Here is a 13,556-nt window from a genome sequence, read left to right on the forward strand (position 1 = left end):
GCGGGGCCGAGTCTTGTACGGTCTACCTCCACCAGGATCGACATCAGCCGGCCGCCACCCGGTCGGTGAACGCGGTCAGGTTCTTCATCGCCCGGTCGATCCGCTCATCGAGGGTGAGCGTCTCCTCCCGGCGGACCAGGCGCATCTTCGGCTGGCGCTTGCCCCGCAGGTACAGCGAACAGCCCAGGTCGGCGCAGATGTAGACGCCGACCGTGTTGCCCCGCCGACCGGACGGGCCGGCCAGCGGCGCCACGAAGAGCACCACCCCGCCGGCGCCGTGCTCGGTCAGGCAGATCTGGCACATGCTGGCTCGCATCGCGGACGCCTTGACCGATTCCGGTCGCCGAAGAACCAGCCCGGACGCGCCGCCAGAACCAGGACCGTCCGAGCCGGAACCCGGGATCACCAGGAGTGCCCGCTGTGGCGCGCCCGGATCGGTCCAGCTGAGGAAGTCCAGGTCGTCCCACGGAGTCGAGGCGAAAGCGGCAGGCAGCTTGATCCGGCTGGCCTCACCCTTGCTGCAGTTGATGAAGGAATCTCTGATCTCCTTCTCATCGAGTGGTCGCATGCGCGCGAACCTAGCTCACGCAAGATCCCCCGACCAATCATTTAGACGAGGATCAGGCCGCTGGTCGGCACTCCGGTACCGGCCGTGACCAGCACCGGGCCGTCGCCGGGCACCTGGTTCACGGCGGTGCCGCGTACCTGCCGGACCGCTTCGGCAATGCCGTTCATGCCGTGGATGTAGGCCTCGCCGAGCTGGCCGCCGTGCGGGTTCACCGGCAGCCGGCCGCCGAGCTCGATCCCGCCGTCCGCGACGAAATGCCGCGCTTCTCCACGGCCACAAAACCCCAGTTCTTCCAACTGCATCAAAACGTACGGAGTGAAGTGGTCGTACAGGATCGCGGTGCGCACGTCGGCCGGTGTCAGAGCTGACTGCTCCCAGAGTTGCCGCGCCACCACTCCCATCTCCGGCAGCGACGCCACCTGAGGCCGGTAGTAGCTGGTCATCACGAACTGGTCCGGGCCACTGCCCTGCGCCGCGGCACTGATCACGGCGGGAGGTTGCGGGAGATCACGCGCCCGGGAAAGCGACGTCACCACCAGGGCCACCGCGCCGTCGCTCTCCTGGCAGCAGTCCAGCAGCCGCAGCGGTTCGGAGATCCAGCGGGACGCCCGGTGCTCGTCGAGTGTGATCGGCCGGCCGTGGAACCAGGCGTACGGGTTCGTGGACGCGTGCCGGCGCATCGCCACGGCGACCCGGCCGAAGTCGTCGGGGACGGCGCCGTACTCGTGCAGGTACCGCTGGGCCACCATGGCGACCATCGCGGCCGGGGTGGCCAGCCCCATCGGGTGGTGCCAGCCGGAGTCCGGGTCCGGGGAGGCGATCGCCCGGCCGAAACGACGGCCGGACCGTTCGTTGAGGGCTCGATAGCAGACCACGACGTCGGCCAGGCCGGCCGCGACCGCGAGGACTGCTTGCTGGATCACGGCGCAGGCGGCTCCGCCTCCGTACCCGATCCGGCTCAGGAAGCGCAACTCGCCGATCCCCAGCTCGCGCGCGACGGCGATCTCGGGGTTGTTGTCCATGCCGAACGTGACCAGGCCGGAGACGTCGGACGGCCGCAGGCCGGCGTCGTCGAGCGCGGCACGCACCGCCTCGACGGCGAGACGGAGCTCGCTGCGGCCGGAGTCCTTGGAGAACTCGGTGGCCCCGATCCCGGCGATCGCGCAGGTCGGGCTGATCATGACGCCACCCCCACCGTGCCGGTGACATGGACGCCGCGTGCGGTCCGGCCGACGATCGCGATCTCACCGCCGGAAACCACCGTGCCGGTGAAGGTGAGCGTGTCGCCGGCATAACACGGCGTTCCGAGCCGGATCGATATCCCCCGCACGACGGCATCCGGACGATGATCGGTGACATACCGCTGGACCAGACCGGTTGTGGTCAGGATATTGACGAAAATATCCGGATTGCCCCGCCGCGCAGCCGCGTCCCGATCATGATGCACGTCCTGGAAATCCCTTGTCGCCAACGCGGTACTGATGATCATCGTGGGCGTGACTTCGAGCGTCCAGGGCTCCACGATCGGCAGGTCGGGGCGCCAGACGGGCAGCCCGCCGTCGAAGAACACCCGCACCGGATCACCGATCTTCACCGGCCGCGGCCCACGCACCTCGCCGACCATCCGCACGCCCTCGGCCAGGTCGATCAGCCCAACGACATAGGGCGCCCGGCGCCCCGGAATCGGCGGATGGTGGTGCACCGTGAAGCTGTGGATCGTGCCGAGACCGGAGGCCACCGTGTGCTCCTGTTTCAGGGCGCCGCATCGCGGACAGGCCGGTCCGGGCGGGTGCCGCAGCGCCCCGCACTCCCCACAGCGCTGAATCCGCAGCTCACCAGCGGTGATCCCATCCCAGAAGAACGCGGTGTCCGCGGTGATCACCGGCTTCAACGGCGTCGCCGCGACAGGGGAAGAACCGGACATCGCTCGATATTTCAGGATCCGGAACCTCATCGTCGCCACCGGCTCGTCGTCACAGAACCAGGTGCTCACCGTCGTGACGAACCACCCCTCCCCCAGCGATGTCCGTTTAGGACCAGTCACCGACTCCAGCCGGCTCCGCACCGAAACCTCTTCACCGACCCGCAGATAACGGTGATAAACCTGCTCGGAATCGGTAGCGACCACGTTGGGAAAACCGGCTTCGTCAAGCGCGACCGACATCTCCTGCAACGGATCCGGCGCACCCGGCGAAAGACCCCGCATGGTCCAGACCTGAATCATCGCGGGCGGCGCGAACAATTCATAACCCGGATGCCGATCACCCATGGCCTCCAGCCAATTCCGGATCATCGGCAGATTCACCGGATCCCGGCCGCGCCGCGGCTCCGTTTCCCCCGCCGCGAGCAATCGCGAAACCACCGAATCCACCGCACTCACCTCGGCACTCGCGGCAGGCCCAGGCCCGCACTGGCGATGATCTCCCGTTGCACCTCGTTCACGCCGCCGCCGAACGTCAGCACGAGATTGCGCTTGTTCTGCAGGTCCAGCCACTCCAGCAGCTCCGGATCACCGCCGAAACGGGCGACCACCTCGGCCAGCTCATTACCGAGCCGCAACAGCCGCTCCGAAGCGAAAACCTTTGTGGCCGAAGCGTCAGCCGGATTCGGCTCACCGCCGGCGATCTGACCGTTCAAAAGCTCGTTCACCCGCAGCGCCGCGAAACTCACGCTCAGCGCGCGGCGGACCTCCGGGTGGGTCACGCTTCCGGTTCGGTACGCCCAATCGCGTACCGCATCAAAAAGCGCACCCAATCGCCCGGCCGGACCGAGCATCACGCGTTCATGATTGAGCTGCGCGGTGATCAGCCGCCACCCGTCGTTCTCGACTCCGACAAGCATGTCCGCCGGCACCCGCACATCACTCAAATGCACCGTGTTGACGTGATGAGCGCCGTCATAGGTGATCAGCGGTGTCCACGAATAACCACTATCGGACGTGTCGACGATCAGAATCGACAGCCCGCGATGCCGGGGCGCGTCCGGATCGGTGCGGCACGCCAGCCAGAGAAAATCGGCGTCGTGCGCGCCCGTGGTGAACGTCTTCGTCCCGCTGACCAGGTAACCCGAGCCGTCCCGCGCCGCCCGGGTGCTCAGTGACGCCAGATCAGTCCCGGACTCAGGCTCCGTGTAACCGATCGCGAAGTGCAGCTCCCCGGCGAGGATCGGTGGCAGAAACCGGTCACGCTGCGCCTGCGTGCCGTGCGCCAGCAGAGTCGGCGCCACGGTCTGCAACGTGACGGCGGGCAGCGGCACGTCCGCGCGCGCCGCCTCGTTCACGAAGATCTGCTGCTCGGCCGGCCCGAGCCCCCGCCCGCCGTACTCCACCGGAAAGCCCAGCCCTAGCCACCCGTCGCGGCCCAGGCGCGCCACCAGCTCCCGATGCGCGCGTCCATGCCGTTCCCGGGAAAGATCGGCGCGCTGCGCCACGGTCAAGAGCCTGCCCAGGTACGCCCGGAGCTCATCACGTAGTTCCCGCTGGGAATCAGTGAAGTCGAGGAACACAACGCTCCCCTAACGTCGTCAGGGTCTGCTCGGCGCCACCGAGGAACCGGACCATGTCCCGGATCATCGTGGTGTGCCGGTGCAGCGGGTAATCGATCATCAGCCCGAGGCCGCCGTGCAGGTGATGGCAGGTGCGGATGGCCGGCGGCGCCTCGGCGGTGAGCCACTGCGCGGCGACCGCGAGGTCCACCTCGGCGGGCCGGCCGGTACCGAGCCGCCAGCAGGCGTTGAGCACGGCCAGGTGCAGGGTGCGGCTGGCGATGTAGACGTCGGCGATCTGCTGAGCGACGGCCTGGAACGTGGCGAGCGGCTTGCCGAACTGGTGCCGGGTGCGGATGTGCTCGGCGGTCAGATCCAGAGCGCCGGCCAGCGCTCCGTCGGCCAGGGCGCACGCGGCAGCGATCGCGAAAGGGTGCTGTTCACGAAGGTAGGGGCCGTTGAGGCGTACCCCATGGTCGGGAACGAGGGTGACCGAGCCGGCGGAGATCTGGAGGGTGGGGGTGGTGGCCGCGTGGCGGCCGATCTCGGTGAGCACGAGGGTGATCTCGAAGATGCCGAGACCGGCGCCGCCGGCGTCCTCCGGTGCACCGAGAGTGAGCAGACCGGCGTGGCCGAGGTCTTTCCAGAGACGCTCCGGAGTGTCCGATCCGGCGACCACCTCGGCGGCGAGCCGGCTGATCGCCTGCTGTGTCTCGTCCGGCCGGAAATCCATACCCGGATTAGAACATGTTTCAGTTTGAGCGCGCCACCGATGGGTGACACAGGTACGCAACGCGCCGTTGCTAGGCTTGATTCACTGCGGAAGGGGCACGATGGCGACAGCGAGAACGAGTACCACTGATGTCGAGCAGGGTTCGGCCGCGCAGCGTGATCGGCGGCGCCGGATCCTGGAGGCCACGCTCGCGCTGGCGTCCAAGGGCGGTTACGACGCCGTGCAGATGCGCACGGTGGCGGAGAAGGCCGAGGTTGCTCTCGGCACGCTTTATCGTTACTTCCCCTCGAAGATCCACCTGCTGGTCTCCGCGCTCGCGCTGGAGCTTGAGGCGATCCAGGACAAGCTGAACCGCAAGCCGATCCCGGGCGACACGCCTTATGACCGCACGCTGTACGTCCTCACCCGGGTGACCGGCGCCCTGCAGCGCGACCCGATGCTCGCCGAGGCGATGACCCGGGCCTTCATGTTCGCCGACCCGTCCGCGAGCGCCGAGGTCAACGCGGTGGCGCGGCTCATGGAGGACATGTTCACCCGGGCCATGCACGACGGCGAGCCGACGGCGGACGACCGCGCCAAGGCCCGGGTGATCGGTGACGTGTGGCTGTCCAACCTGGTGGCCTGGGTGACCCGGCGGGCGTCGGCGAACGACGTCATCAATCACCTCGAGTTGGCCACTCGTTTACTACTCCACTAGTGCTGTCAGCTTGTCCAGGGCCTGCTTCGCGGCGGGCCCGGCCTGCTTCTCCAGCATGGCGGCCATCGGGCCGTTGAGCGCCGGGCCGAGGAACTCCATGTCGTACGTGACCTGGGTGCCGCCCTCGGCCGGTTCCAGCTGGAAGCGGTTCTTCGCCTTCACACCCATCGGGCCGTCGCCGGCCTGTTCGAGGGTCTTCCCGTCCGCGGTGACCACTTTCCATGCCATGTCCGCGGGCATGCCCATGAGCTTCACCTTCTGCTTGTACTGCGTGCCCTCGGTCAGGGTGGCCGGCACGTCGCCGGTGAAGCCCTGGTGCATGGCGTTCCACTCGGGGGTGCGGCTCGGGTCCACCAGCACGGCCCAGATCTGCTCCGGGCTTGCCTTCGTCACTGTCGACACACTGACCTTGGGCATGACGTTCCTCCTGTTTGTCTAGCTTGCTGCCAGGTCTTTTCCGGCCAGGAACCCGAAGGTCATCGCCGGACCGAGGGTGGAACCGGCGCCGGCGTAGCTGTGACCCATCACGGCCGCCGACGCGTTCCCCGCGGCGTACAGCCCGGGGATCACTGAGCCGTCCGGGCGCAGGACGCGGGACCGGACGTCGGTGGTCAGGCCGCCTTTCGTACCGAGGTCGCCTGGCACGATCTTGAAGGCGTAGAAGGGCGGCAGGCCGACCGGCGCGAGGCACGGGCTGGGCCGGTTCGTCGGATCGGCGAAGTACGCGTCATAGGCGCTGTCGCCCCGGTGGAAGTCGGGGTCGCGGCCGGCCCGGGCCTGCGTGTTGAACCGGTCGAGGGTGGCGCGCAGCGCGGCCGCCGGCACGCCGATCTTGGCGGCCAGCCCGGTGATCGTCCAGTCCTTGACCAGGGCGCCGCTGTCGTACCAAGCCTGCGGGTACGGCAGGAGCGGCGCGGTCTCCTTGAAGAGGTAGCGGTTCCGGTACTCCTGGTCGGTGATCATCCAGGCCGGGAAGTGGTCACCGGCGTACATCGTGTGGACGACGTCGCTGTACGGCGCGGCCTCGTTGACGAACCGCTTGCCGGACCCGTTCACGAAGATGTTGCCCGGCAGCGTGCGCTCGGAGAGGCAGAAGTACGGCCCCTCGGGCAGCGGGATCATCGGGCCCCACCAGGCGTCGTCCATCAGGGCGAGGCCGGCGCCGGCGCGCTCGCCCGCCTCGATCCCGTCGCCGGTGTTCGCCGCGGCGCCGACCGTCCAGGCCGTGCCGATCGGCTCCTCCTGGAACTGCTTGCGCATCCGCTCGTTGTGCTCGAAGCCGCCACTGCCGATCATCACGCCTCTGCGTGCCCGGATGAGTGTCTCCTTGCCGCCGACCAGGGCGATCACGCCGGCCACCCGGCCGTTCTCCACGTGGAGATCGGCCAGCGGGGTGTTCAGCCGGACCGGCACGTCGGCGGCGAGCAGGCCGGCCCGCAGGCCACCGGCGAGGGCCTGGCCCATGGTGATCGGTTTCTGGCCCTGCGCGGCGAGCTGCAGGTAACGCCAGACGATCTCGGTGGCGACCGCGACACCCCGCGGATGGCGGGCGATCAGGGCCAGCCATCGGTAGTCGACGTCGTAGACGACGGTGCCGGGCGGCGTGGGCAGATAGGACGGGTTCAAGTTCGCGTATTCCGCGCCCAGGATGTTCGCGTCCAGCGCCGCCGGCTCGATCGAGCGGCCGTTCGGCATCCCGCCGGGCAGCTCCGGGTAATAGTCGGAGTAACCCTCCATCCAGCGGAAACGCAGTGGCGACCAGCGCTGGATGAAGGCGATCGCCTGCGGGCCGGCGGTGAGGAACGCCTGACGCTTGGCCACCGGCACCTCGGGGCCGACCACGGCCGCCATGTAGGTGTCGGCTTTCGCGAACGTGTCCGGCACACCGGCGGCGAGAAGGACGTCGTTGTTCGGCACCCAGATGCCCGCGCCGGACCGGGCCGTGGAGCCGCCGAAGACCGCGGCCTTCTCCAGGACGAGGGTGCTGAGTCCACTGCGGGCGGTCGTGAGGGCGGCCGTCATGCCTGCCGCGCCGGCGCCCACCACGATGACGTCGAACTCTTCCATGGCGCCACCCTTTACCGGCTCTTGATGGGGCTGCAACAACTAGAACAGGTTATAGCAGTGTGAGATGATTCACTAGGTGCACACGTGTTCCGGGCCGGATGGTTGGTAGAACCTGATTCTGTTCGGTTGTGCCGCTGCTGGCGCCGGGGAGACAACGTGACCGATAGGCTTCAATCCGTCGACCGGCTGCTGGAGCGGCGCGAGGCGATCAGCGATCTGGGTGACGCGCTGCGGCTCTTGATCGAGCACGCCACCGCCACCGAGGCGCCCACCGAGGAGCTGCGCCGGGCCGCCGAGCGGATCCGGCAGGCCGCCGGCCCACTGGGCGAACGGATCCGGGAGCGCACCGAGGTGGCCGCTGCCGACGACCTGCTCGGCGGCGTGCGGATGTACAACCCGGTGATCGGCCGCGGCAGTGCCCTCGCCCCGCCGGTGCACGTCGAGAGCAGCAACGGCGTCGCGGTCGGCACCTGCACGCTCGGCCTGGCCTACGAGGGCCCGCCGATGTACGCGCACGGAGGCGTCAGCGCGATGCTGCTCGACCAGATGCTCGGGCACGCGGTCACGTCGTCGGGTAAACCGGGGATGACGGTTCAGCTCGATACGGCGTACCGAAAGCCTGTGCCTTTGATGACGGCCTTGCGCCTGACCGCCGAGGTCTCGCAGGTCGAGGGCCGGCGGGTGACAGCGGTCGGAGCGATCGCGACGGCCGAGCGGCCGGACGAGGTGCTGGTGACGGCTACCGGGCTGTTCGTGGCGCTGCGCGCGGAGCAGGCGCAGCGGCTGTTCGGCCCTGTGATGCGGCCGCGCGCGAGCTGATTTCTCGGCTCAGCTTTTCCTGGCTCAGCTTTTCTTGGCTCAGCCGCACGGGTTCCAGCCGTCGGCGCCGCGCAGGGCGGCGTCCACCGTGTAGGTACGCGCTTCCTCATCGGTGAGCTGCGGCCGGTCGGCGGTGATCGTCGCGCCCGGGCCTGCGTTGCGGTACTCGGCGAACCGGGCCTCCTCCCACGGCCACACCCCGAAGTCGGTCCACGGCGCCGCCGGGATGTGCGCGCCGATCCACGACTCCCGGATGATCGTCTGCCCGATCGCCTCCGGGTCCTGGCTGGGATGCCACGGCCGGCCCAGGAAGACGGTGCCGTCGGGTGCGTCCGAGGTGAACCGGGACCGGTGGAAGAGCAGGCCGTACGGGTTGGTCCGCAGGGTGCTGGGCGCGGTCACATACCCGTTCGGGGTGCTGCCCCTGTTCAGCGAATGGATGTGGCAGCGCTCGAAGGCGGCGGTGGCCCGGCCGAAGATGAAGTCGACGTCGCCCTCGACATAACAGTCCCGGAAGTAGTTCCGTCCCCCGTTGACGTAGAGGGTGTCCTGATTGCCGAGGAACCGGACCCGGTCGAACACCAGCTTGTCGGCGCGGGTCAGCACGGCGACCGCCTGCCGGTTGGTGATCTCCGGGTGGGCGGCCTCGTCGAAGAGGTTCGCGAAGGTGAGGCCGGTGACGCGCAGCCCGGCGCCGTCCACGGTGACCGAGGCGCTGCCCGAGGTGCCCCACGGTGTGCCGTCCGGTTTCAGGGTGCCGTTGGCCCGGTTGTCGGCGATCACCACGTCGGACGGTGAGCGGCCGAGCCCGCGCAGCTCGATCAGCGGTTTGGCCGCTGGGATGATCACCTGGCCGAGGTAGGTGCCGGGGCGAATGCCGATGACGGCGGGCTCACCGGCCGGGACGGCGTCGATCGCGGCCTGCAGGCTGGTGTGATCGCCGGTGCCGTCGAGGGCCACCGTCAGTCTCGTCCGCCGGGGTGCGGGCAGTACTGCGGCGGCTGCGGGAAGGGCGAGGAACGAACGTCTGCGCATGGTCAACCTCCGACGCTTGAGCTGCGGGAAAGGGCTTTCCCTTCTTCCCGGCCCGCGCACGGTACGACTGCAACAAAATTCATGTCAATGGATGCGTTGGGCCAGCAGGCTGTGCACCTCGTTGAGCAGTGTCTGCGAGTCGAACGGCTTGTGGATCAGTGGGGCGTTCTCCGGGATGGCCTGCCCGCCCGGCGCCGGGCCGCTCGTGTAACCCGACATGAACAGCACCGGCAGGTCCGGCCGGTCCTGGCGCAGCTCGGCGGCGAGCTGGGTGCCCGACATCCCCGGCATGATCACGTCGCTGAGCAGCATGTCGAACGTGAGCCCCTCCTCGCGGTACATCCGCAGCGCCTCCTGCGGATGCGGGGCGGACGCGACCTCGTACCCGGCCTTGCCGAGCAGGCGGCAGACGATGGCCCGGACCGCCTCCTCGTCCTCCACCACGAAGACCTTGCGGCCGTGGCCGGAACGGGCCGGCGCCGCCGGTGCGGCCGGGCTCACCCCGGGTGCCGCCTCCGCGCCCGCCGGCAGGCGAACCCGCAGCGTGGTGCCCCGGTCCTGCTCCGACTCCAGGCTGATGGTGCCGCCCGCGTCGGTCACCACCCCGTACGCCGTGGCCAGCCCCAGCCCGGTGCCGCTGCCCCGGCCCCGGGTGGTGAAGAACGGCTCGAACGCCCGCGCGAGAACCTCCGGCGGCATCCCGCAGCCGGTGTCGGTGATCGAGAGGCACACCTGGCGCTCGCCGCCGGCGGTCTGCTCCAGGCTGGTGGCGACGGTGAGCCGGCCGCCGTCCGGCATCGCGGCGCGCGAGTTCAGCACCGCGTTCATCATCACCTGCTCCAGCTTGCTGCGGTCCATCACGACCGGAGGCAGCCCGGACGCCAGATCGGTGACGAACTCGATGTCCTCGCCGAGGGTCCGGGCCAGCAGGCGCTGGGTATCCGCGGCGACCACGTTCAGATCGAGCACCTCGGGGCGGGACGGCTCGGATCGGCTGAAGATGAGCAGCTGCCGGGTGAGCGCGCTGCCCCGGTTCGCGGCCTGCTTGATCCCGGCCGCGTCGGCGTGCCCGGGATGCTCCTCGCCCAGCTCGTCGGCGAGCATGTCGGCGTACCCGGAGATCACCGCGAGGATGTTGTTGAAGTCGTGCGCGATACCGCCGGCCAGCTGACCCAGCGAGTCGAGCCGTTCCGACTGCCGTAGCTGCTGCTCCAGCTCGTTGCGCTCCTGCTCGGCGGCGATCCGTTCGCTGACGTCGCGCAGGATGCCCTCGACCGCGACCACCCGGCCGTTCTCGTCGGTGACCCGGCCGGCCCGCTGCTCGATGTAGACGATCTCCGAGTCCGGGCGGCGCAACCGGAACGTGATGGTGCCGGTCCGCAACGCCCGCCAGGACTGCTCGAAGAGCGCCAGGTCGTCGGGCAGCACGCTGTCCAGGATCAGCCGGGGGTTGGCGTAGTACTCCTCGGCGCGACGGCCGGTGATCGACTCGACGGCCCGGCTCAGGTACTCCATGCCCGGCTCGGGTTCCAGCCGGTACCGGAAGATGATGTCCTGGGCGTGCTCGGCCAGCAGGCGGAACCGTTCCTCGCTGTCCCGCAGCGCCGCCTCGGCCCGGCTGCGCTTGGTGATATCGGTGGAGATGCCGGCCACCGCGTACGCGTGCCCGTCCGCATCGATCAGCGGGAACTTCACCGTGATGTACGCGCGCGAGCCGTCCTCGCCCGGCGCCTCCTCCTCCATCTGCACCGGCACGCCACCGGCCAGCGCTTCCAGGTCGTTCTGCCGGAACGCGTCAGCGATGTCGCGCGGGAACAGGTCGTGGTCGGTGAGCCCCACGATGTCCTCGCGGCGCAGGCCGAACAGGCGCTCGTACTCGCGGTTGACCAGCAGGTATCGGCCGTCGGCGTCGCGCATGTAGATCACCGCGGACGTGTGGTCGATCAGCGCCATCAGCTGGTCACGACCGATCTCCGCCAACGGTGACGTCGTACCTGGCTTCACCTCGCCCCCGCTCAACCGGCCAGCTCCACCACCACGCGACCGGAACGTACCTCCTTCGGATGGCCGGCATCCGCGTTTTCGCTGGTAATCACCGGCCGCAGTGCGGCGAGCGTGTGGTTCTGGCGGGCCCGGGTGAGCCGTTCCAAGAACGTCTCCGTCATGCCGGTCGTCCCGGCCCGGTTGGATACCAGCTCCTTGTCGCCGAGACCGGCCTCGTCGCGTAACCGCTGCGGCTTGAACAGGAACTTCTTGCTCAGCATCAGGTGCGCGCCGGCCGCGCGGGCGTGCATCGAGAGCAGCCGGTACCAGTCGATCAGGGCCGGGTGGTGCGCCACCAGGCGGCGCAGGTCGGCGTCGTCGAGCTCGCGCAGGCCTTGCTCGTCCGTGCCCACCGCGTCGAGCAGCCGGGCCGGCAGCGTCGGCATGTCCATCAGCCGGCTGAGGTCCTCGCGCTCGGCGGTGAGCAGGGCCGGGAAGAGCCGGCGGGCCTGCTGGTCGTAGTCGTCCACGGCGAGGCCGAGCAGGAAGTCCCGTTTCAGCGCCTCCGGGTCGAGGGCGCCGCTCGGCGAGATGTCGCCGAGGGTCCAGTGCGCGGCGAACTGGCGGAACACGTCCATGAAGTGCTCGGCCGGCATGGTCTGATCCGGCGGCAGTGCCGCGAAGTCGACCATGAGGCGGCGCAGCGCGTCGAGCAGAACGGTCGCGAGGCGTACCGAAAGGCGGGCGTCCTCGCAGGTCAGGCCGGCTTCCTCACGGGTGAACGGGCAGAGCAGGTTGTTGACCGCCATCTCCACCACTTCACCCTGCTTGACCAGCAGGAAGAACCGTTCCTCGCCGGGGCTGCCGGTGTAGCTGCGGATCCGGCCGTCGTCGAAAACGCCGGGCAGGACGGCCAGCACCTCCTCGCCGAGGCGTACCTGGACCGTTCCGACGTTCCACCGCACCAGCGAGGCGAAGCTGTCCCGCTCGTAGTGCCCGGTGCCGGTGTGCGCCGCCAGTGCCTCGAAGTACGCACGGAACGGTATCCGTTCCGGCCCCGCCACCAGCTCGGCGAACGCGTCGTCGGGGTGGGTCGGCCCGCCCGGCGCGTGCTCCTGATAGTGCCGGGCCACCGAGGCGCCGATGAAACCCAGGTTCACCACGAGCTGCTGGGCCTGCAACGGGGTCAGCTGGGCGACCTCCGGCAGGTGGTCCAGCACGTGCTCGCCGACCTCGGTGTGCAGCAGCTCGGGTGGGGCGTCGTGCTGCAGGATCGCTCGGTTCAGGCGGGGCAGTTCGTGCAACACCCAGTCGCCGATCTGTTCCGGAATCACACCCTTTCTATTCGGCAAATGCCCGGGTGAATGTGAGTCGCTGGAATCGCAGTTTATCGAAAAACCGGATATTCAGCGTATTCCGTACCCGGTGTCGCCCTCGGCCTCTGGTACCGCGGCCGCGAGTACGTGCGCGGTTTCGGCGTCACCAGCCTGGCCGGCCCAGCACCGGTCGACACCTGGTCCTGGAGGCCCCGGCTTCGTCAGGGTTCCTGGCTATCCGGTGGGACGGCGTGGAGGCGATGCGGCTGGGCTTCTACCGCAAGGATTACGCGGTCGTGCATCTGCCGGACGGCACCCCCACCACCCAGCGCGTCATTTTCGTCCGCGGTCCGGACGGTTCGGTGAAGTGGCTCCGCTTCGGCGGCCGCTGAAGTGGCTCCGCTTCGGCGGCCGCCTGCTGCGCCGAGGCAGTGGGTCGGTCGGGACGCTGCGCGTTGGCAAGAGCTTGCCGTTCCGCTTGCGCCCTTACATCTAGAGCGCTGTTTGCCATGTGATGTGACCCGCGCTGAACTCGCCAGGCGCGTTGCTCAGCTCGATCTTGTCGAGTTTGTGCGGCCCGATCGCGTCAAACTCCTCAAGATCGACGGGCCTTCGCGCAGGACCTGGCCGTAGCGCGGCTTACGCTGGGTTCCGGGTCAGGCTCGGCATGCCAGGCGGCCGGGTGCGACCCCGGGCCGTAGCGCCGGATGCGCTCGGCTCCGGGTCAGGCTTGGGGCCCCAAACGGCCGAGTGCGACATCGGGCCGTAGCGCCGGTTGCGCTTGGCTGTGCTCCGTGGCTGTTCAGTGCCCGTTTTGTGATTGATGCGGCGCAGCCAGGCCGGGCTGGGTGAGCA

At 69.1% G+C, this 13,556-nt stretch carries 13 protein-coding genes and 1 pseudogene; 3 read left to right on the plus strand and 11 right to left on the minus strand.

The window, feature by feature from the left end; all coding sequences use genetic code 11:
* Positions 1–43: 43 nt before the first annotated feature.
* From B0I29_RS02935 to B0I29_RS02955, 6 genes and pseudogenes are all read right to left on the minus strand, one after another.
* On the minus strand, positions 44–568 hold the full coding sequence (locus tag B0I29_RS02935) for an FBP domain-containing protein (protein ID WP_111647210.1): 525 nt from the start codon (positions 566–568) through the stop codon (positions 44–46).
* A gap of 41 nt (positions 569–609) precedes the next feature.
* Complete coding sequence (locus B0I29_RS02940; RefSeq protein ID WP_111647211.1) at positions 610–1,749, minus strand: lipid-transfer protein; 1,140 nt, start codon at positions 1,747–1,749, stop codon at positions 610–612.
* Positions 1,746–2,099: a MaoC/PaaZ C-terminal domain-containing protein gene (locus tag B0I29_RS46510; RefSeq protein WP_260329311.1), complete on the minus strand. Its 354-nt coding sequence runs from the start codon at positions 2,097–2,099 to the stop codon at positions 1,746–1,748. The genes B0I29_RS02940 and B0I29_RS46510 overlap by 4 nt, the downstream gene beginning before the upstream one ends.
* Positions 2,094–2,948, minus strand: a pseudogene (locus B0I29_RS02945) (bifunctional MaoC family dehydratase N-terminal/OB-fold nucleic acid binding domain-containing protein); the annotation flags it as partial. The gene B0I29_RS46510 and the pseudogene B0I29_RS02945, both read right to left, overlap by 6 nt.
* On the minus strand, positions 2,945–4,072 hold the full coding sequence (locus B0I29_RS02950) for an acyl-CoA dehydrogenase family protein (protein ID WP_111647213.1): 1,128 nt from the start codon (positions 4,070–4,072) through the stop codon (positions 2,945–2,947). The pseudogene B0I29_RS02945 and the gene B0I29_RS02950, both read right to left, overlap by 4 nt.
* Entirely contained in the window at positions 4,053–4,784 is a 732-nt protein-coding gene (locus tag B0I29_RS02955) for an acyl-CoA dehydrogenase family protein (RefSeq protein WP_111647214.1), read from the minus strand. Before B0I29_RS02955 ends, B0I29_RS02950 begins: the two co-directional genes overlap by 20 nt.
* A 100-nt stretch (positions 4,785–4,884) precedes the next feature.
* Here B0I29_RS02955 and kstR point away from each other — a divergent pair, with 100 nt between their 5' ends.
* Positions 4,885–5,481, plus strand: coding sequence for a cholesterol catabolism transcriptional regulator KstR (gene kstR, locus B0I29_RS02960; protein WP_111647215.1), 597 nt, complete (start codon positions 4,885–4,887; stop codon positions 5,479–5,481).
* On the opposite strand, the gene B0I29_RS02965 is transcribed toward kstR, so the two are convergent.
* Both B0I29_RS02965 and kstD read right to left on the minus strand, forming a co-directional pair.
* Positions 5,470–5,898 carry a type II toxin-antitoxin system Rv0910 family toxin gene (locus tag B0I29_RS02965; protein ID WP_111647216.1) on the minus strand — a complete coding sequence of 143 codons (429 nt, stop codon included), beginning with the start codon at positions 5,896–5,898 and terminating at the stop codon, positions 5,470–5,472. The two genes, kstR and B0I29_RS02965, sit on opposite strands and share 12 nt — an antisense overlap.
* An 18-nt stretch (positions 5,899–5,916) precedes the next feature.
* A complete protein-coding gene (gene kstD, locus B0I29_RS02970) occupies positions 5,917–7,548 on the minus strand; it encodes a 3-oxosteroid 1-dehydrogenase (RefSeq protein ID WP_111647217.1) in 1,632 nt (543 codons plus the stop codon).
* A gap of 156 nt (positions 7,549–7,704) precedes the next feature.
* Between kstD and B0I29_RS02975 the strand changes: the two genes are divergently transcribed.
* Complete coding sequence (locus tag B0I29_RS02975; protein WP_111647218.1) at positions 7,705–8,367, plus strand: PaaI family thioesterase; 663 nt, start codon at positions 7,705–7,707, stop codon at positions 8,365–8,367.
* Between the two features lie 39 nt (positions 8,368–8,406).
* On the opposite strand, the gene B0I29_RS02980 is transcribed toward B0I29_RS02975, so the two are convergent.
* From B0I29_RS02980 to B0I29_RS02990, 3 genes are all read right to left on the minus strand, one after another.
* Positions 8,407–9,402 carry a pectinesterase family protein gene (locus B0I29_RS02980; protein ID WP_111647219.1) on the minus strand — a complete coding sequence of 332 codons (996 nt, stop codon included), beginning with the start codon at positions 9,400–9,402 and terminating at the stop codon, positions 8,407–8,409.
* Between the two features lie 84 nt (positions 9,403–9,486).
* Positions 9,487–11,382 carry a hybrid sensor histidine kinase/response regulator gene (locus B0I29_RS02985; RefSeq protein WP_245972161.1) on the minus strand — a complete coding sequence of 632 codons (1,896 nt, stop codon included), beginning with the start codon at positions 11,380–11,382 and terminating at the stop codon, positions 9,487–9,489.
* A gap of 35 nt (positions 11,383–11,417) precedes the next feature.
* Positions 11,418–12,719: a hypothetical protein gene (locus B0I29_RS02990; protein ID WP_111647220.1), complete on the minus strand. Its 1,302-nt coding sequence runs from the start codon at positions 12,717–12,719 to the stop codon at positions 11,418–11,420.
* A gap of 233 nt (positions 12,720–12,952) precedes the next feature.
* On the opposite strand from B0I29_RS02990, the gene B0I29_RS45580 reads away from it, so the two are divergent.
* Complete coding sequence (locus B0I29_RS45580; protein WP_181557660.1) at positions 12,953–13,093, plus strand: hypothetical protein; 141 nt, start codon at positions 12,953–12,955, stop codon at positions 13,091–13,093.
* Positions 13,094–13,556 lie beyond the last annotated feature (463 nt).

Origin of the sequence: Actinoplanes lutulentus (genome assembly GCF_003259845.1) — a bacterium.
GTDB lineage: Bacteria > Actinomycetota > Actinomycetes > Mycobacteriales > Micromonosporaceae > Actinoplanes > Actinoplanes lutulentus.